At 68.9% G+C, this 17,147-nt stretch carries 21 protein-coding genes and 1 pseudogene; 11 read left to right on the top strand and 11 right to left on the bottom strand.

The features are described from left to right. Position 1: 1 nt before the first annotated feature. Positions 2-1,192, bottom strand: a complete 1,191-nt coding sequence (locus tag B5X82_RS12965) for an aromatic amino acid transaminase (RefSeq protein ID WP_079648580.1) — start codon at positions 1,190-1,192, stop codon at positions 2-4. A gap of 174 nt (positions 1,193-1,366) precedes the next feature. Here B5X82_RS12965 and B5X82_RS12970 point away from each other — a divergent pair, with 174 nt between their 5' ends. Together B5X82_RS12970 and B5X82_RS12975 are read left to right on the top strand one after the other, a co-directional pair. Beyond that, positions 1,367-1,846, top strand: a complete 480-nt coding sequence (locus B5X82_RS12970) for an Lrp/AsnC family transcriptional regulator (protein WP_079648581.1) — start codon at positions 1,367-1,369, stop codon at positions 1,844-1,846. A gap of 239 nt (positions 1,847-2,085) precedes the next feature. Then, positions 2,086-2,826 (top strand): annotated as a pseudogene (locus B5X82_RS12975) (class II aldolase/adducin family protein); the annotation flags it as partial. A gap of 7 nt (positions 2,827-2,833) precedes the next feature. Here B5X82_RS12975 and rsmD read toward each other — a convergent pair. From rsmD to B5X82_RS12995, 4 genes are all read right to left on the bottom strand, one after another. Next, positions 2,834-3,355, bottom strand: a complete 522-nt coding sequence (rsmD, locus tag B5X82_RS12980) for a 16S rRNA (guanine(966)-N(2))-methyltransferase RsmD (protein WP_079648583.1) — start codon at positions 3,353-3,355, stop codon at positions 2,834-2,836. Next, on the bottom strand, positions 3,352-4,212 hold the full coding sequence (locus tag B5X82_RS12985; RefSeq protein ID WP_139385100.1) for a pseudouridine synthase: 861 nt from the start codon (positions 4,210-4,212) through the stop codon (positions 3,352-3,354). The genes rsmD and B5X82_RS12985 overlap by 4 nt, the downstream gene beginning before the upstream one ends. A 46-nt stretch (positions 4,213-4,258) precedes the next feature. Beyond that, positions 4,259-4,945: a Crp/Fnr family transcriptional regulator gene (locus B5X82_RS12990; protein WP_079648584.1), complete on the bottom strand. Its 687-nt coding sequence runs from the start codon at positions 4,943-4,945 to the stop codon at positions 4,259-4,261. A 156-nt stretch (positions 4,946-5,101) separates the two neighbouring features. Continuing rightward, the gene (locus B5X82_RS12995) at positions 5,102-5,323 is read right to left on the bottom strand and encodes a hypothetical protein (RefSeq protein ID WP_012048915.1); all 222 of its coding nucleotides are present in this window, start codon (positions 5,321-5,323) and stop codon (positions 5,102-5,104) included. A 95-nt stretch (positions 5,324-5,418) separates the two neighbouring features. Between B5X82_RS12995 and B5X82_RS13000 the strand changes: the two genes are divergently transcribed. The 5 genes from B5X82_RS13000 (at position 5,419) to B5X82_RS13020 (ending at position 8,970) form a co-directional block, all read left to right on the top strand. Continuing rightward, positions 5,419-5,955 carry a hypothetical protein gene (locus B5X82_RS13000; protein WP_079648769.1) on the top strand — a complete coding sequence of 179 codons (537 nt, stop codon included), beginning with the start codon at positions 5,419-5,421 and terminating at the stop codon, positions 5,953-5,955. Positions 5,956-6,111: 156 nt separating this feature from the next. Beyond that, positions 6,112-6,489, top strand: a complete 378-nt coding sequence (crcB, locus tag B5X82_RS13005; RefSeq protein ID WP_079648585.1) for a fluoride efflux transporter CrcB — start codon at positions 6,112-6,114, stop codon at positions 6,487-6,489. Continuing rightward, positions 6,486-7,592, top strand: a complete 1,107-nt coding sequence (locus B5X82_RS13010) for an RluA family pseudouridine synthase (RefSeq protein WP_079648586.1) — start codon at positions 6,486-6,488, stop codon at positions 7,590-7,592. The genes crcB and B5X82_RS13010 overlap by 4 nt, the downstream gene beginning before the upstream one ends. Then, positions 7,589-8,281 (top strand): HAD hydrolase-like protein, encoded by a 693-nt coding sequence (locus tag B5X82_RS13015; protein WP_079648587.1) that lies wholly within the window; start codon positions 7,589-7,591, stop codon positions 8,279-8,281. The genes B5X82_RS13010 and B5X82_RS13015 overlap by 4 nt, the downstream gene beginning before the upstream one ends. Further along, on the top strand, positions 8,278-8,970 hold the full coding sequence (locus B5X82_RS13020) for an ATP12 family chaperone protein (RefSeq protein ID WP_079648588.1): 693 nt from the start codon (positions 8,278-8,280) through the stop codon (positions 8,968-8,970). The genes B5X82_RS13015 and B5X82_RS13020 overlap by 4 nt, the downstream gene beginning before the upstream one ends. Before the next feature lie 4 nt (positions 8,971-8,974). On the opposite strand, the gene B5X82_RS13025 is transcribed toward B5X82_RS13020, so the two are convergent. From B5X82_RS13025 to B5X82_RS13045, 5 genes are all read right to left on the bottom strand, one after another. Then, positions 8,975-9,538 (bottom strand): hypothetical protein, encoded by a 564-nt coding sequence (locus tag B5X82_RS13025; RefSeq protein ID WP_079648589.1) that lies wholly within the window; start codon positions 9,536-9,538, stop codon positions 8,975-8,977. A gap of 240 nt (positions 9,539-9,778) precedes the next feature. Beyond that, positions 9,779-10,420 carry a guanylate kinase gene (gene gmk, locus B5X82_RS13030; protein ID WP_079648590.1) on the bottom strand — a complete coding sequence of 214 codons (642 nt, stop codon included), beginning with the start codon at positions 10,418-10,420 and terminating at the stop codon, positions 9,779-9,781. A 179-nt stretch (positions 10,421-10,599) separates the two neighbouring features. Next, positions 10,600-10,830: a hypothetical protein gene (locus tag B5X82_RS13035; protein ID WP_079648770.1), complete on the bottom strand. Its 231-nt coding sequence runs from the start codon at positions 10,828-10,830 to the stop codon at positions 10,600-10,602. A gap of 79 nt (positions 10,831-10,909) precedes the next feature. Continuing rightward, entirely contained in the window at positions 10,910-12,304 is a 1,395-nt protein-coding gene (gene fumC / locus B5X82_RS13040; protein ID WP_079648591.1) for a class II fumarate hydratase, read from the bottom strand. Positions 12,305-12,512: 208 nt separating this feature from the next. Next, entirely contained in the window at positions 12,513-13,004 is a 492-nt protein-coding gene (locus B5X82_RS13045; RefSeq protein WP_079648592.1) for an SspB family protein, read from the bottom strand. A 139-nt stretch (positions 13,005-13,143) separates the two neighbouring features. Here B5X82_RS13045 and hisB point away from each other — a divergent pair, with 139 nt between their 5' ends. From hisB to hisF, 4 genes are all read left to right on the top strand, one after another. Next, positions 13,144-13,731, top strand: coding sequence for an imidazoleglycerol-phosphate dehydratase HisB (gene hisB / locus B5X82_RS13050; RefSeq protein ID WP_079648593.1), 588 nt, complete (start codon positions 13,144-13,146; stop codon positions 13,729-13,731). A gap of 1 nt (position 13,732) precedes the next feature. Next, positions 13,733-14,359: an imidazole glycerol phosphate synthase subunit HisH gene (hisH, locus tag B5X82_RS13055; RefSeq protein ID WP_079648594.1), complete on the top strand. Its 627-nt coding sequence runs from the start codon at positions 13,733-13,735 to the stop codon at positions 14,357-14,359. A 120-nt stretch (positions 14,360-14,479) separates the two neighbouring features. Then, complete coding sequence (hisA, locus tag B5X82_RS13060; protein ID WP_079648595.1) at positions 14,480-15,226, top strand: 1-(5-phosphoribosyl)-5-[(5-phosphoribosylamino)methylideneamino]imidazole-4-carboxamide isomerase; 747 nt, start codon at positions 14,480-14,482, stop codon at positions 15,224-15,226. Next, the gene (hisF, locus tag B5X82_RS13065) at positions 15,223-15,984 is read left to right on the top strand and encodes an imidazole glycerol phosphate synthase subunit HisF (RefSeq protein WP_079648596.1); all 762 of its coding nucleotides are present in this window, start codon (positions 15,223-15,225) and stop codon (positions 15,982-15,984) included. The genes hisA and hisF overlap by 4 nt, the downstream gene beginning before the upstream one ends. Here the strand turns inward: hisF and B5X82_RS13070 are convergent, their stop codons facing one another. Next, positions 15,985-17,121 (bottom strand): glycosyltransferase family protein, encoded by a 1,137-nt coding sequence (locus tag B5X82_RS13070; RefSeq protein ID WP_079648597.1) that lies wholly within the window; start codon positions 17,119-17,121, stop codon positions 15,985-15,987. Between the last annotated feature and the right edge of the window lie 26 nt (positions 17,122-17,147).

Below are 17,147 nucleotides of genomic sequence, written 5' to 3' on the forward strand. Positions count from 1 at the left end.
GTCAGGCGGCCGAGCGCATCTGCGCCGCACGCAACGCCGCGACGAAGCCGTCGACGCGCTCGGCGGCGAGCCCGGCGATGTTGATCCGGCCCGAATCGGGAATGTAGACCGCATGGTCGCCGCGCAGCCGCGCGACGAGCTCGGCGCCGAACGGCAGCAGGCTGAACATGCCCGACTGTCCCGCGACGGGGCCGAGGTCGATCGCGCCGACGACGCCATGGCCGGCGAGCGCCTGCCGCACCGCGTGGACGCGGGCGACCATCGCCGCCAGCTCCTGCCGCCAGTCGGCCGCGAGCGCCGCGTCGCCGAGGATGGTCGCGACGACCGCCGCGCCATGGTCGGGCGGCATCGACCAACTCGTCCGCGCCAGCGCCTGGAGGTTGCCGGTGATCAGATCACGCAACGCCCCGCCCCGGTTGATGCTGAACAGCGCGCCGGCCCGCTCCCGGTAGAGCCCGAAATTCTTGCTGCACGAATAGGTCAGCAGCGCATGGGGCAGCCGGTCGAGCAGCGCGCTGAGCCGCTCGCTATCCTCGTCCAGCGATCGGCCGAAGCCATGATAGGCGATGTCGATCAGCGGCACGACCCCGCGCGCGGCCAGCGCGTCGGCGATCGCGGCGAGGGCATCGGGCATCAGGTCGACCCCGGTCGGATTGTGGCACAGCGGCTGGAGCAGGAAAGCGTCGCCGGGCGCGGCGGCGGCGATGATGTCGAGCATGCGGTCGACCAGCGGCGCCTGGGTTGCGATGTCGAAGGCGGGGAAGCAGCGCACGTCGAGCCGCGCCTCGCCGAGCAGCGGCAGGTGGTTCGACCAGGTCGGGGTGCCGACCCAGATGGTGCGATCGGGCTTGCCCGCCGCGAGCAGCTCGGCGGCGAGCCGCAGCGCCGCGGTGCCGCCCGGCGTCTGGATCGCGGCGACGTCCTGCGCGTCCACCCCCGGCATCACCAGCGCGCGGACATGGTCGAGGAACACGGCGTTGCCCAGGATGCCGAGATAGGCCTTGGTCGGCTGGGTCTCCGCGAGCCGATGCTCGGCCGCCTTCACCGCGCGCATCACCGGGGTCCGTCCGGCCTCGTCGCGATAGACGCCGACGCTGAGGTCGAGGCGCGACGGCCGCCGGTCGGCGCCCGCGATCTGCGCGAGCGACAGCAGGGGGTCGGCGGGCTGGGGCTGGAGGCAGGGGAAGGGCACGGATCGTCTCACTGCTGGCCCGCGACATGTGCGGGCGCCATGATCCTAGCGAAGGCATAGCGAACGCGGCTTGCGTTGTTGCGGTGTTTTGCCCATGATTGCGGCCTCGCGTGCATGAATTGGCCCTATGATGCACATCGCTTTCATCAGGCTGGGAACAGGGGAAGACGTGCCATGTCCTCCAACGGCAAGCTCGACGGGTTCGACCGCAAGATCCTCGCCTGCGTGCAGGAGAATGGCGGCATCGGCCCGAGCGAGCTCAGCACCATGATCCACCTGTCGCCGGCGCAATGCTCGCGCCGGCTGCAGCGGCTGAAGGACGAGGGCTATGTCGAGAAGATCGCCGGCATCCTCGCCCGGCCGCGGCTCAACCTCAACGTCTCCTCCTACATCATCGTCAAGATCAAGGACCATGGCGCCGATACCGAGACGCGCTTCAAGCAGCTCGTCGACGCGCTGCCCGAAGTCACCTCGTGCGAATATATCGCCGGCGATGCCGACTATATCCTGCGCGTCGTAACCCGCGATCTCGAAAGCTATTCGGAGTTCATCTCGAACAAGCTGATGGTCGGCGGCGACATCGTCTCGATCCGGTCGAACATCATCCTCAAGGGGATGAAGCAGACCACGGCGCTGCCGCTCGACTATTGCTGACCGGCGCCCGGCCGATGCAACGGCTTTGCATTGTCCAAGGCCGAAGGTTCCTTGAAGATAGTTGTTTGCGCCATTCCGGGATTTTCAGAAAATTTCGAGCGCCATGCTTTAGAAATATGATGATGTTTTGCGCAAAATCGACCTGATGCGATCGCATTCCTTGACACCCTGCTGCGGCGGTCGATAGCTTTTCCCGATCGGCGGCGCCGCCCCGCCGCACGCGCCGGACAGCAGAGGAACATGCCATGGCCAGCATTCCGTCGGACGAAGCGCGGCTTCGCCAGCAGCTCACCGACTTCTACCATCTGGTCGATTATTTCGGCTGGTCGGAGCTGATCTTCAACCATATCTCGGCGCGGCTGCCGGGGCCCGACCATCATTATCTCGTCAATCCGTTCGGGCTCGACTATCGCGAGGTGCGCCCCGACAACCTGCTGGTCGTCGACGTTGCCGGCAACAAGCTCTGCTCGTCCAACCATGACGCCAACCCGGCCGGTTTCGCGCTGCATGGCGTGATCCACCAGAATCGGCCCGACGCGATGTGCGTAGCGCACACCCACAGCAACGCGCTGTCGGCGGTGGCGATGAAGCGCGACGGCTTCGACCACAACAACTTCTACGGCGCGCAGCTGTTCGGCCGGGTCGGCTATCATGATTTCGAGGGCATCACCCTCTATGACGACGAGCGGCCGCGCATGCTCGAAAGCCTCGGCGACAAGCATGTGCTCGTCTTGCGCAACCATGGCGTCGCGGTGTGTGAGCGCGACATCCCGACCACCTTCATGCTGCTCTGGACCGCCCAGCGCGCCGCCGAGATCCAGTGCATGGCGGGCCAGGCCGGCGGCGCCGACGTCCCCCTGCCCGATGAGGTCAAGCAGCGCTGCGCCGCCGACGCGCTGCGGCTCGTCGAGCACGCCCAGTTCGCCGAGTTGGTGTTCGACGCTCAGGTGCGCCGGATGAAGCAGCAGCGCGGCTGGTAGGGCCGGCTCAGGGCGCCGAGCGCAGCAAGGTGATCCGCGCCTTGCCGTGGACCCGCTCGGCTTCCACGGTGAAGCCGGGCACCGCCACCGCCTCGTCGCGCGCCGTCTCGATGCTCGCCCAGCCGCCCGGCGCCAGCCCGATCGCGGGCAGCACCTTCTGGCCGAGGCCGGTGCCGTAGGGCGGGTCGATCAGCACCAGGTCATAGGCGCCGCCCGCGAAGCTTTCCGCTGCGATCGTCCGGACCTCCGCCGCGGCGCCGAGCTTGGCGATGTTCGCCCGCAGCGCCTCGACCGCCGCCCGGTCGCGCTCGACGAAGGTGCAGCGGGCCGCACCGCGCGACAGCGCTTCCAGCCCCAGCGCGCCGGTGCCGGCGCAGACGTCGGCCACTGCCAGCCCCTCGAAGCTGCCGAGCCGACTCGCGAGCATCGAGAACAGCGCCTCGCGGGTGCGGTCAGAGGTCGGCCGGGTCGCCTGCCCCTGCGGCGCGATCAGCGGCCGGCCGCGCCACTGGCCGGCGATGATCCTCATTCCCGGCCGCCCTTCAGCGTCTTGCGGAAGGCGACGAGCTGGTGCTGGGCGATCTCGCCGACCTCGCCCGGCTGGAGATCGCCGAGCTCGAACGCGCCATAGGCGATGCGGATCAGCCGCGACACTTCGAGACCGAGATGCTCGAGCACGCGGCGCACCTCGCGGTTGCGGCCCTCGCGCAGCTTCATCTCGATCCAGACATTGGCGCCGGTGCGGCGTTCCATGTTCGCGTCGATCGATCCGTAGCGGACGCCGTCGATCTCGACGCCCTCGATCAGCGCTTCGAGCTGTTCCTGATGGACGTTGCCATAGGCGCGGGCGCGGTAGACGCGCTCGACCCCGGTCGAAGGCAGTTCGAGCTGGCGCTTGAACTCGCCGTCGGTGGTCAGCAGCAGCAGCCCTTCGGTGTTGAGGTCGAGCCGACCGACCGGCATCACCCGCGGCAGCCCGGCGGGCAGCCGGTCGTAGATGGTCGGCCGGCCCTTGGGATCGCGCTCGGTGGTGAGCAGCCCCCGGGGCTTGTGGAACAGGAACAGGCGGGTCGCCTCGGGCGCCGCCACCGGCTTGCCGTCCACCGTCACGCCCTTGAGCGAGGTGAGCAGCGTCGCCGGAGTGTCGATCGCCGCACCGTCGATCGCGACGCGGCCGTCGGCGATCATCCGCTCGATCTCGCGGCGCGAGGCGATGCCGGCGCGCGCAAGCAGCTTGGCGATGCGTTGCGGCTCGCGTCCGCCCTTGGCGGCGGCGCGGGCGGGGTGCGGGTTGGCCGGGGCGGCGGGCGCGGTGCGCGCCTGGCGGCGGCCGCGCTTCGGCGGCGGCAGGGCCTTGCCCGGCGGAGTCTTCTGAGGGGGACGCATCGCCGCGATGTAGCGCCGGCGGGCGTCGCGTGCCAGTTCTATCGGGTCAGTCCGCCGCCTCGGCGATCTGGGTAAGATAATCGGGATCGACGATCCGGATCTTGCCCTGGGTCAGCTCGATCACTCCCTCGCTCGCCCATGCGGCGAGCTGGCGGTTGATATTCTCTCGGCTGATGCCGACGAAGCTGCCGAGCTCGGACTGGCTGAGGTCGCGGGTCAGCTTGGCGCCGTGCATCTTCTGGTCGGTGAGCCGCTTGAGGTAGCGGGCGAGGCGCGGCGCGGTGGTGAAGGCGCGGTCGCTCTCGATCGTGCTGTCGGTCTCGCGCAGCCGGCGCGCCATCTCGCGCAGCAGCCGTACCGCCACCTTGGGATGGCGTTCGAGGAAGCCGAAGAAGCTGGCGCGCGGGATACGGAGCAGCCGCCCCGGCCACATCGCGGTCGCCGAGGCAGTACGCGGCTGGCCGTCGAGCACCGCGATCTCGCCCAGCACCGCGCCCGCCTCGGCATAGTCGAGGATGATCTCGCGCCCGTTCGGCGTCACCAGCGAGATGCGCACCACGCCATCGAGGATCAGGACCAGAGAGGTGCCCTCGTCGCCCTGGCGCAATATCTCCTCGTTCGAGCGGGTCGGCTGGAGCGAGCCGACCGACAGCAGGTCGGCCAGTTCGGCATCGTCGCAATCCGCGAAGACGCTGCCCTTCGGCAGGTGCGCGGCGAGTTCGGCTGGTGTCATCAAAGCCCCCCAACACGCGGCGACGCCCCATCGCCCGATTCGAGCCTGCCGCGCGCCCGTCGATTCGGCAAGCAATTGCGCCGTTTATCGGTGATTTCACACGTTAAGCGAGGGCGGCGTCACCGGCCGCCGCCCCGGAACGGTGCGGCGAATCGCTCAGAACAGGCCGCCGCCGATGATCAGCCGGACGATGCCGACGACCAGCACAAAGCTGTTGAGCCGCCGCCCGCTGTCGCGGTGGGAGAGGATGCCGAACGCCGCGCCCATCAGCGCCAGCGGCACGATCGCCCAGTTCATCCAGCCCAGGAAGGGGAAGAAACCGAGCATCGCGCCGAGCAGGGCGACAATGCCGATCGCGAGCGAGATGATGTTGAACATGGGACGCAACTTCGTCCAAGCTGCGCGGGATTGCAACTAGTGTTATATCTATATAACACACCGTCAGGATCTGGAAACTTCCCGGGAGAATGGTGATGCGCAAAGCCGTGCTGGGATTGTCGGTGCCGTTGCTGCTGCTCGGCGCCTGCGAGATGAAGGTCGGCAAGGACGAGGGGGCGAAGGACGGCGCCTCGGTCGAGATCAGCGCCGACGGCAATGTCGCGATCGCGGCGAAGGACGGGGCCGAAGGGGTTTCGGTCTCGGTGCCGGGCTTCGAGGGCAAGGTGAAGATCCCCGGCATGGAGCTGGGCGGCGACCATATGGATATCGACGGAATGAAGCTCTATCCGGGTACCAAGCTGTCGGGGATCAACGTCACCGATCAGAGCGGCGCGGGCGACGGCGTGGTCGAGATGCGCTTCACCAGCCCCGCCGATCCCGGCAAGGTCGCCGCCTATTATGCCGCCGCGGCGCCCGGCGCGAACTTCCGCGACGTCGCGGTCAAGCAGGTCGGCGCGGCGTCGACCATGACCGCGACCAAGGACGACGGCGACCACCTGACCATCACGATCAATCCGGCGGCGGGCGGATCGGCGGGCACCATCCTGATCCGCGACGCCGACGCGCGTTAGAGCGATTTCAAGGCAGGTGGAAACATCTGCCGGCTCGGAAATCGCGGCAAACAATAAACTGGAGCGGCCGATCCGATACAATCAGGTCGTAAACCGCTCCAGGCCGGCGAGGCGCCCGCACTGGCGCCCGGTCGCGGCAGCGGCTAAAGGGCGGGCATGCCCCCGCTTCTCCTCGTCATGGTCGGCGGCGCCATCGGCGCCGGCTTCCGCTACCATATCGGCTCGGTCGCGCTTCGGCAGCTCGGCCCCGCCTTCCCGTTCGGCACCTGGATCGTCAACCTGCTCGGCGGGCTGCTGATGGGTGTGCTCGCCGCAGTGGTCGCCCGCGCGCCGATCGAGGGCGAGCCGCTGCGCCTGTTCCTCGGCGTCGGCGTGCTCGGCGGTTTCACCACCTTCTCGGCCTTCACGCTGGAGACCTTCAACATGCTGACGCGCGGCGACTATGCGATGGCCTGCGCCTATGCGGTGTCGTCGGTCGCGGGATCGGTGCTGATGCTGTTCGCGGGCCTCGCGCTCGGCCGGGTGCTGGCATGAGCGGGGAGACCGACAGCCGCCAGTTCACGGTCGGCGACGACGACGACGGCATCCGGCTGGACCGCTGGTTCAAGCGTCACATGCCCGATACCAGCTTCAACATCGTCTCACGCTGGGCGCGCACCGGGCAGCTCAGGGTCAACGGCAAGCGCGCCGCCCCCGGCGACCGGATCGAAGCGGGCCAGATCATCCGCCTGCCCCCGGCCGAGATCGCCGCGGCGGCGACCGCCGCCAAGGCGCAGCGCCCCGCCCGCTCCCGCGCGCCGCTGACCGAGGAGGAGATCGCCTTCGCGCGCAGCCTGGTGATCCACCAGGACCGGCAGGCGATCGTGATCAACAAGCCGCCCGGCCTGGCCACCCAGGGCGGCACCAAGACCGAGGTCCATGTCGACCGGCTGCTCGACGCGCTCCAGTTCGACGCGGAGAGCCGGCCCAAGCTGGTCCACCGGCTCGACAAGGACACGTCCGGGGTGCTGCTGCTCGCCCGCACCTCGCGCGCCGCCGCGCATTTCGCCAAGGCGTTCAGCAGCCGCACCGCGCGCAAGATCTATTGGGCGATCGCGACCGGCGTGCCGTCGATCGACGACGGCATGATCGAGCTTCCGATCGCAAAGCAGCCGGGCACCGGCGGCGAAAAGATGCACGTCGACGAGAAGGAGGGCAGCCCGGCGCGGACCCGCTATCGCGTGATCGAGCGCGCCGGCAACCGCGCCTGCTGGGTCGAGCTGCAACCCTATACCGGGCGCACCCATCAGCTCCGCGTCCATCTTGCCGCGATCGGCCATCCGATCGTCGGCGACGGCAAATATGGCGGGGCCGAAGCCTTCCTCTCGGGCACGATCAGCCGCAAGATGCACCTTCACGCCCGCCGCCTGCGGGTCGACCATCCCGACGGCGGCACGCTCGACGTGGTCGCCGAGCTGCCCGAGCACATCGCCGATTCGCTGCGCAACCTGGGTTTCGACGAGGCCGAGGGCGATCTGCCGATCGACGAGGTCAAATTCTCCGAGACCGCCGAGGGCAAGCGCCGCGCGCAGGCCGCCAAGGCGAAGGACGCGCGCAAGGCGCGGCGCGGCGAGCGGCGCGGACGCAGCCGGGGATGAGCGGCTTCGCCTCGGGGCCCAACCGCCTCGCCATCTTCGACTGCGACGGCACGCTGGTCGACAGCCAGGCCAATATCTGCCGCGCGATGGCCGAGGCCTTCGCGATCGAGAAGCTGCCGGAGCCCGATGCCCCGGCGGTGCGCCGCGTCGTCGGCCTCAACCTGACCCAGGCGGTCGCGGTGCTGCTGCCCGACGCCGACCATGACCTGCACGTCCGGGTCGGCGAGACCTACAAGCGCGCCTTCCAGGCGATGCGCGGCGCGGGCGAGGTCGACGAGCCGCTGTTCCCCGGCGTCGCCGAGACGCTGCGCGCACTCGACGCGGACGGCTGGCTGCTCGCGGTGGCGACCGGCAAGTCCGATCGCGGGCTCCACCATTGCCTCGAGACGCACGGCATCCACGGCCTGTTCGTCTCGCTCCAGACCGCCGACCGCCACCCGTCCAAGCCGCATCCGTCGATGATCATCCAGGCGATGGCCGACGCCGGCGCGATCCCGGCGACCAGCGTGATGATCGGCGACACCAGCTTCGACATCGGCATGGGGGTCAATGCAGGCTGTGCGACGATCGGCGTCGCCTGGGGCTATCACACCCCCCGTGAGCTGTTCGACGAGGGCGCCGATTTCGTCGCCGACCGGCCCGACCAGCTTCCCGAGATCCTCCGACTCGCGCTATCGGCGCAGCCATGAAGCGATTCTACAAGCAGGTGTCGGTGGAGCCCGTCGCGGGCGGCCATGCGATCCGGCTCGACGGGCGTCCGGTGAAGACCCCGGCGCGCGCCGACCTTGCCCTCCCCACCTCGGCGCTGGCGCATGCCGTCGCCGCCGAGTGGGATGCGCAGACCGAGGAGATCGATCCGCGCCGGATGCCGCTGACCGGTCTCGCCAACGCCGCGATCGACCGGATCGCACCCGACCCTGCCGCCTTCGCCCAAGGCCTCGCCGCCTATGCCGAGACCGACCTGCTCTGCTACCGCGCCGACGGCCCGGCGCCGCTGGTCGCACGCCAGGCGGCGATCTGGGACCCGCTGCTCGACTGGGCGCGCGGCCGCTACGACGTCCATTTCGAGACGGTTGCGGGCATCGTCCACCGCCGCCAGCCCGACGAGACGGTGCAGCGGCTGGCGGCGGCGGTCGCCGCGCATGATGCCTTCCACCTCGCCGCGCTCCAGCCGCTCGTCACCATCGCCGGCTCGCTGGTGATTGCGCTGGCGGTGGTCGAAGGCCGAATCGACGCCGAAAAGGCCTTCGCCGCAGCGCATCTCGATGAGATGTGGCAGGCCGAGCAATGGGGCGAGGATGCCCTCGCCACCGAAGCCCGCGAAAACCGCCGCGCCGACTTCAAGGCGGCGGCACGGTTGTTGGGATTGCTGGCTTAGCGGTTCAGCTCAATATCCCGCCGCGCGGAAGGAACCAGCGGGCGATGATCAGGCCAGCGGCGGCCAGGCCGACGAAGTCGCTGACGAACAGGTAGATCCAGTAGCCGAAGCCGAAATGGTTGAAGATCGGCTGGCCGATATCGAGATAGAGCGTCGCCGCCAGCGCGAACAGGATGGCGACCTGCGCGCGGCCGGCGAAGTCGGCGATCCGCGAGCCGACCACGCCCATCGCCGCGGCGATGATCAGGCCGGTCACCAGCGCGAGGATGAAGCCGGTGCCGAGCGATCCGCTGTCGACCACCGGGAATCCGCCGGTGTTGAAATGGACGACCGCGACCGGCCCGCGCGCGAAGGCGATATCGCCCACCGCCGTCCCGGTCGCCGGGATCGAATAGGTGCCGGTCCCGCTCGCCGTCAGGGTCTCGGCAAGCGCCTGCTGGATCGCCGCCGACTGCGGCTGTTCGAGCCGGTTGAAGGCAAGCTGGCTGAGCGGCGTGCCCCAGAAGACGAAGCCGATCAGATAGAGCGCGACACCGGCGACGATACCGCCAGTCAAGGTCCTGGCCATGCGGGCCCTCCCGTCAATCCAAACCCGGGAGGCTAGGCCAAAGATCGTTCCGTGCAAGCAATACTGCGATGGGATGTGTCGTTTAGTCCTTGGACGCCGGAGATTTTCCCGCGATATTCAGGAACGGACTCGGCGAACGGGACGCGCAGCGTCCCGCAAGGCCGAACGGCCGCCCGAGCTTATGCGAGGATAGCCAAGTGCGCGGATGCGCACGCCGGCGCCTGAGGCCCAAACAAAAAACTACCCCGCAGGGGTGGTCAGCTTCCGGATGAACCCGATCAGGCCGGTCTGGCGGCTGCGCTTGAGGCGTTCGGCCTGGAGGATGTGCTGGACCTCGGCGAAGCAACGGTCGACGTCGTCGTTGATCAGCACATAGTCGTAGCCATCCCAGTGGCTGACCTCGGCCGCGGCGCGCTGCATCCGGCCGACGATCACCTCCTCGCTGTCGGTGGCGCGCTTGCGCAGCCGGTCCTCGAGCTCGACCATCGACGGCGGCAGGATGAATACGCGCACCACGTCGCCGCCACAGGTCTGGTAGAGCTGCTGCGCACCTTGCCAGTCGATGTCGAACAGCACGTCGCGCCCGTCGCTGAGCATCGCGTCGATCGGCTGGGCGGGCGATCCGTAGCGATGGTTGAACACGTGCGCCCATTCGAGGAACTCGTGGTTCGACACCATGTCGCGGAATTTTTCGAGATCGACGAAATGATAGTCGACGCCGTCGACCTCGCCGGGGCGCATCGGCCGGGTGGTTGCCGAGACCGACATCTTCAGATTGTCGTCGGAAGCGAGCAGGCGGCGTGCGATGGTGGACTTGCCGGCGCCCGAGGGCGAGGAGAGGACGAACAGGACGCCGCGGCGCTTGAGCGTGATATGGGCCATGGCGGCACTTGCCCCGGACAGGGGCGCCGCGTCAATCCTGCGCCGCCGGCAAAATCAGATGCTGGACCTTGATCGTTTCAGGCCGAATCAGCCTGAAACGTGAATCAAGGTCCCAACATTTTGAAGAGAGCCTGATTCACGCCATTGGCGGAAGCGCAGAGCGCTTCCGCCTCAGACGATCAGGCTCTAGCGGCCGGCGGCGGCGGGCCTTTCTCCGCGCCGCGATCGGCCTTGCGCCGGTCGAGCGCCTTCTTGGCGACATAGGCGCCGCCGAGCAGCAGGCCGATCGGCCCGGCGCGGCGGACGACGCTCGCGGCGGCGGCGCCAAGCACCGCGCCCTTCACCCCGCCCTCGCCGTCGCGGCGGTCGATCCTGTGGCCGATGAAGGCGCCGATGAGCTTGCCGATCATGCCGATATGTCCCTGATACACTGGTTCACCGAAAGAAGCGCGCGGGATGCGGGGAAGTTCCCCTCCCCGCCGTTGAGATTTACCGCCCGACCATCGTCTCGGGGCGCACCACCCGGTTGAAGGTCGCCTCGTCGATCAGGCCGAGGGCGAGGCCCGCCTGCTTGAGGGTCAGCCCCTCGTGATGGGCGTGCTTGGCGATCTTCGCGGCATTGTCGTAGCCGATCTCGGGCGCGAGCGCGGTGACCAGCATCAGCGAGCGGCCGACCAGGTCGTCGATACGGGCGCGGTCGGGCTCCATGCCCGCGAGCGCGCGCTGGGTGAAACTCTCCATGCCCGTGGCGAGCAGCGCGATCGAACGCAGGACTCCCGCGCCGATCAACGGCTTGAACACGTTGAGCTCGAGATGGCCCTGCAGCCCGCCGATCGTCACCGCCTGGTGGTTGCCGATCACCTGCGCCGATACCATCGTCAGCATCTCGCACTGGGTCGGGTTGACCTTGCCGGGCATGATCGAGCTGCCGGGCTCGTTCTCGGGCAGGATCAACTCGCCCAGCCCCGATCGCGGGCCCGATCCGAGCAGGCGGATATCGTTGGCGATCTTGGTGAGCGCGACCGCGAGGGTGCCGAGCGTGCCCGACAGGTGGACGAGCGGATCGTTCGAGGCCAGCGCCTCGAATTTGTTGGGCGCGGTGACGAAGGGCAGGCCGGCGAGCGCCGCGATCTCGGCAGCGACGTCCTCGGCGAAGCCTGGCGCGGCGTTGAGCCCGGTGCCGACCGCCGTGCCGCCCTGCGCGAGCTTGAGAATACCGCCGTTGACCGCGCCCTCCAGTCGCTTGCGGCTGGCGATGAGCTGCGCGGCATAGCCCGAGAATTCCTGGCCCAGCGTCAGCGGGGTCGCGTCCTGCAGATGGGTGCGGCCGATCTTGACGATGTCGTCCCACGCCAGCGCCTTGGCGATCAGCTCCTCCTGCATCGCCTCCAGCGCCGGATAGAGCCGGCGATGGACGGCGAGCGCGGCGGCGATGTGGAGCGCGGTCGGAAAGCTGTCGTTCGACGACTGGCCCATGTTGACATGGTCGTTGGGGTGGACCGGGCTCTTGCCGCCACGCACGCCGGTCAGCAGTTCGTTGGCGCGGCCGGCGATCACCTCGTTGACGTTCATGTTCGACTGGGTGCCCGATCCGGTCTGCCAGATGACCAGCGGGAACTGGTCGTCGAGCCGGCCCTCGACCACCTCGGCCGCCGCCGCCTCGATCGCGTCGGCGAGCTTCGGGTCGAGCCCGTGCTTGCGATTCACCCGCGCCGCCGCCCGCTTCACCAGCGCCAGGGCATGGACGATGTCGATCGGCATCCGCTCTTGGGGACCGAACGGGAAATTCTCGATCGAGCGCTGGGTCTGCGCGCCCCAATAGGCCGAGGCGGGGACTTCGATCGGGCCGAAGCTGTCGGTTTCGGTGCGGGTGTCGGTAGACATGACAATCCTCGGGCTCAGCGTGGCTACAGCCAATATGGGTCACCCCTGCCCCTCGCCTGCCTGCAAGGCAGGCGCTCGGGATAAACTTCGGCCTCTGGCCGAAGGCAGGGGTCCATGTCTCTCGTCACCCGCGACGGCATCCGAGAAGGGCGAGAGACATGGATGCCAGCCTGCGCTGGCATGACGAGTCTCGCAAATGGAAACGCGCCTACTTCTTGCGCGTGAAGTCGACCGAGACGACGTTCGACCCGTCCTCGACCGGCGCGGGCGGCGGCGAGGGGGCGTCGTTGCCGGCGAAGCTGTGGCCGGTGTCCTCGATCGCATCGTCGGCCTGCGCCTGGAACTGGAGCGCGAAGTTGACCGCCGGATCGACGAAGCCGGTCACCGCCGCGAAGGGAATCACGAGCCGGGCCGGGACCTGGTTGAACGACAGGCCGACCTCGAAACCGTCGGGACGCACCTTCAGGTCCCAGAAGCGATTCTGGATGACGATCGTCATCTCGTCGGGGAAGCGCTCCACCAGATGCTTGGGGATGTCGACGCCCTGGCCCTGGGTCTTGAAGGTGATGTAGAAATGATGGTCGCCGGGCAGGCCGCCCGCCTTCTCGACCTCGCCCAGCACCCGGCCGACCACGGCGCGGAGCGCCTCCTGGACGATCTCGTCATAGGGAATCAGGCTGTCGGGCGCTTGGTCGCTCATGGCGCTTTGGTGGACGCTCGACCCCGCCGGGTCAAGTCGTGCGTTGCAGCGCGGCGCAACCTCGCTATAGCGGCGCCGACCCGTGTGTGGGTTTTGCCACAGGTGCACGGGACAGGCCATAGGGAATCAGGGGGCCGCCATGCGGACCGCATCGATCACGCGCAACACCAGCGAGACCGCGATCGCGGTCGAGCTGAACCTCGACGGCACCGGCGTCTACAGCGTCGCGACCGGCATCGGCTTCCTCGACCATATGCTCGAGCAGCTGTCGCGCCACTCGCTGATCGACCTGACCGTGAAGATCGACGGCGACCTCCACATCGACCAGCACCACACCACCGAGGACAGCGGCATCGCGATCGGCGAGGCGCTGGCCAAGGCCCTCGGCGACAAGAAGGGCATCACCCGCTACGGCCATGCCTATGCGCCGATGGACGAGACGCTGACCCGCGTCGCGCTCGACATATCGGGGCGGCCGTGGACGGTGTGGAAGGTCGACCTCAAGGGCCCGCGCCTGGGCGAATGGGACACCGAGCTGATCGAGCACTGGTTCCAGAGCTTCGCGCAGGCGGCGGGCATCACCCTGCACGTCGAGAATCTCTACGGCACCAATCAGCATCACATCGTCGAGAGCTGCTACAAGGGCTTGGCTCGCGCGCTGCGCACCGCGGTGGAAATCGATCCGCGCAAGGCCGATTCGATTCCGTCGACCAAGGGGATGCTCTGAGGTGCCAGCGAAAGCGGCGGCGGCGATCGCACTGATCGACTATGGCGCGGGCAACCTGCGCTCGGTGGAGAATGCGCTGAAGGCGGCCGGCGGCGCGCCGACCGTCACCGCCGATCCCGACATCGTCGCCCGCGCCGACCGGATCGTGCTGCCCGGCGTCGGCGCCTTCGCCGCCTGCATGGGCGGATTGACCGCGATTCCCGGCATGGTCGCCGCGATGGAGGCGGCGGTGAAGGACCGCGGCGCTCCCTTCCTCGGCGTCTGCGTCGGCATGCAGCTCCTCGCCGATGCGGGGCACGAGCATGGCCGCACTCCCGGGCTCGGCTGGATCGGCGGCGACGTGCGGCTGATGACGCCCGCGCCCGGCTGCAAGGTGCCGCACATGGGCTGGAATGACGTCGTGCCAGCGGGCGATCACCCGCTGATCGTGCCCGGCGAGGCCTATTATCTGCACAGCTATGTCTTCGACGTCGCCGAGCCGACCGAGCGCCTCGCCACGACCGACCATGGCGGCCCGATCACCGCCGCCGTCGGTCGCGACAACATCGTTGGCGTCCAGTTCCACCCCGAGAAGAGCCAGGCCTATGGGCTGGCGCTGCTGGCGCGCTTCCTGGAGTGGAAGCCGTGACGCGCATCTCCGGCATCATCCCGGCGGAAGCCGGGATCTCGGGCGTCTCCAGCCCCGACCTCGTCTCCCCATCTCCTGAGACCCCGGCCTCCGCCGGGGTGACGCAATAGGGTTCCACGCGTGAGCATCATCGTCTTTCCCGCGATCGACCTGAAGGGCGGCCAGGTCGTCCGCCTTGCCGAGGGCGACATGAACCGTGCCACCGTCTATGGCGACGACCCCGCCGACCAGGCGCGCCGTTTCGCCGAAGCCGGCGCCGAATGGCTCCATGTCGTCGACCTCGACGGCGCCTTCGCCGGCCGCGCGGTCAATGCCGAGGCGGTCGAGGCGATCATCCGAGCCTTCCCCGGCAAGGTCGAGCTGGGCGGCGGCATCCGGGACCGCGCCGGGATCGACCGCTGGCTGGCGCTCGGCGTCGAGCGGGTGATCATCGGCACCGCCGCGCTGCAGAATCCCGATCTGGTCCGTGAGGCGGCGAAGGCGCTGCCGGGCCGGATCGTCGTCGGCGTCGACGCGCGCGACGGCTATGTCGCGACGCACGGCTGGGCCGAGGTGTCGACCGTCAGCATCACCGACCTCGCCGACCGCTTCGCCGATGCCGGGGTCGCCTCGCTGCTGTTCACCGACGTCGGCCGCGACGGGCTGCTCAAGGGCTGCAACGTCGAGGCGACCGTCGCCCTCGCCCGCCATGCCAGCATCCCGGTGATCGCCAGCGGCGGCGTCGCCGGCATCGCCGATATCGAGGCACTGGTCCCGCATGCCGGGGACGGCATCGAAGGCGTGATCACCGGCCGCGCGCTCTACGACGGCCGGCTCGATCTGGCCGAGGCCCTCCGGGTGGCCCAAGGGAAAGATACGCCGCGATGACCGTCCGGGTCCGTGTCATCCCCTGCCTCGACGTCGCCGGCGGGCGGGTCGTCAAAGGCGTCAACTTCGTCGACCTCGCCGATGCCGGCGATCCGGTCGAGCAGGCGCGGGTCTATGACGCGGCGGGGGCGGACGAGCTCTGTTTCCTCGACATCACCGCCAGCCATGAGGGACGCGGCACCATCCTCGACGTCGTCGCGCGGACGGCGGCGGTCTGCTTCATGCCGCTGACCGTCGGCGGCGGGGTGCGGACGCCCGAGGACGCCCGCGCGCTGCTGCTCGCCGGCGCGGACAAGGTCGCGGTCAACTCGGCGGCGGTGGCGCGGCCCGAGCTGTGCGCCGAGATGGCCGAGCGCTTCGGTGCGCAATGCGTCGTCGGCGCGGTCGACGCGCGCAACGTCGGCCCCGGCAAATGGGAGATCTACACCCATGGCGGCCGCAAGCCGACCGGCATCGACGCGGTCGACCATGCCAGGCGACTCGCGTCGCTGGGCGCGGGCGAGATATTGCTGACGTCGATGGACCGCGACGGCACCCGCGACGGCTATGACCTGGCGCTCACCCGCGCGATTTCCGATGCGGTGCCGGTGCCGGTGATCGCGAGCGGCGGGGTCGGCCATCTCGACCATCTGGTCGAGGGGGTGACCAAGGGCGGCGCCAGCGCGGTGCTCGCCGCCTCGATCTTCCACTTCGGCCAGCACAGCGTGGCGGAAGCGCATGCGGCGCTCCGGGCCGCGGGGCTTCCGGTCAGGAGCTGATCAGGCGGCTGGCCGTTCCGGCTCCATGGCCTGCAGCCGCTGCTCGAGGGCCGCGACCTGCCGCGCCAGCGTCTCGCACTGGACGTGGCTTTTCCGGACGTGCCAGGCGAGCATCCGTTCCTGGGCGATGAACGCGGTTTTGATGAGTCGGCGCCGCTTCTCGGCATTGCTCGCGAGCGGCGGATCGAAAAGCCGGTCGAGATAGGGCGGCTGGCGGAAGCGTTCGAGCCAGGCCTGGCGCGGCTCACGGGCGAAGGCGACGCCCTTGGCGTAGGAACCCACGATCTCCGCCGCGATCTGCGCCCCCGACAGCCTGCGTTCGCAGCAGCGCCCGGAGAAATTATAGCGGGCCGCCGCGTCGACATTGTCCGCATCCAGATAGCCCGGTCCGCCGAAATGATCGTAGACATAGACGGGCACATGGCTCGCCAGCGCATAGGGCACCGTCTTGCCGATCGATATGACGAGATCGGCCCCGGCGATCATCGCGGGCGTCACCAGCGTGACCCGGCCGCCGGCTTCACCGACATGATCGACGGTGATGTCCGGCCGCAACCGCATCATGGCGTCGGCCAGCGCCGGATCGAGATGGTTGCTGACCACGAGGATGCGGTGCGGAATTGCCGGCTTCTCGGTGAACGGCCGGAAGAAATCGTCGGGCGCGGCATTGTGGAACACGGTGGTCGGGGCATCATAGCCGACCCTGGCAAGATGCTCCGCGGTCAGCGCCGAATTGGCGAGGACATGGTCGACGAGGATCCGGTCATGCAGCCAGCCGCCGCTTTCCAGATAGGATCGCCGCGACAGCCGGCCGGCCACGATCCGGGTCGCCGGCCGTTCGTCGTCGCCCGGCCGATAGTCGAACAGGCCCAGCACCTGATGCTGGACATAGGCCATATCGTAACTGAACGGCCGAATCCGGTTGGGATCGGTGATCACCGGGGTACCGGTGGCCGCCGCGACCAGCTCCGCCATCGGCGCCGCCGCCCAGTTGGCGAAGACGGTGATGTCGCATCCCCTGGCGGCGAAGTGTTGCGCGGTTTCGAGGGCGACGACCTCGGACCCCGCCAGATGCTGCAGATGGTTGGTCGCGATCAGCAGGCGACGCGGCTGTCCCGTTGAAAGTCCTGCGTTCATTCCGACGGCTGCCCCCCCGAGTCCCG

Source organism: Rhizorhabdus histidinilytica (assembly GCF_900167915.1).
GTDB classification, from domain to species: Bacteria; Pseudomonadota; Alphaproteobacteria; order Sphingomonadales; family Sphingomonadaceae; genus Rhizorhabdus; species Rhizorhabdus histidinilytica.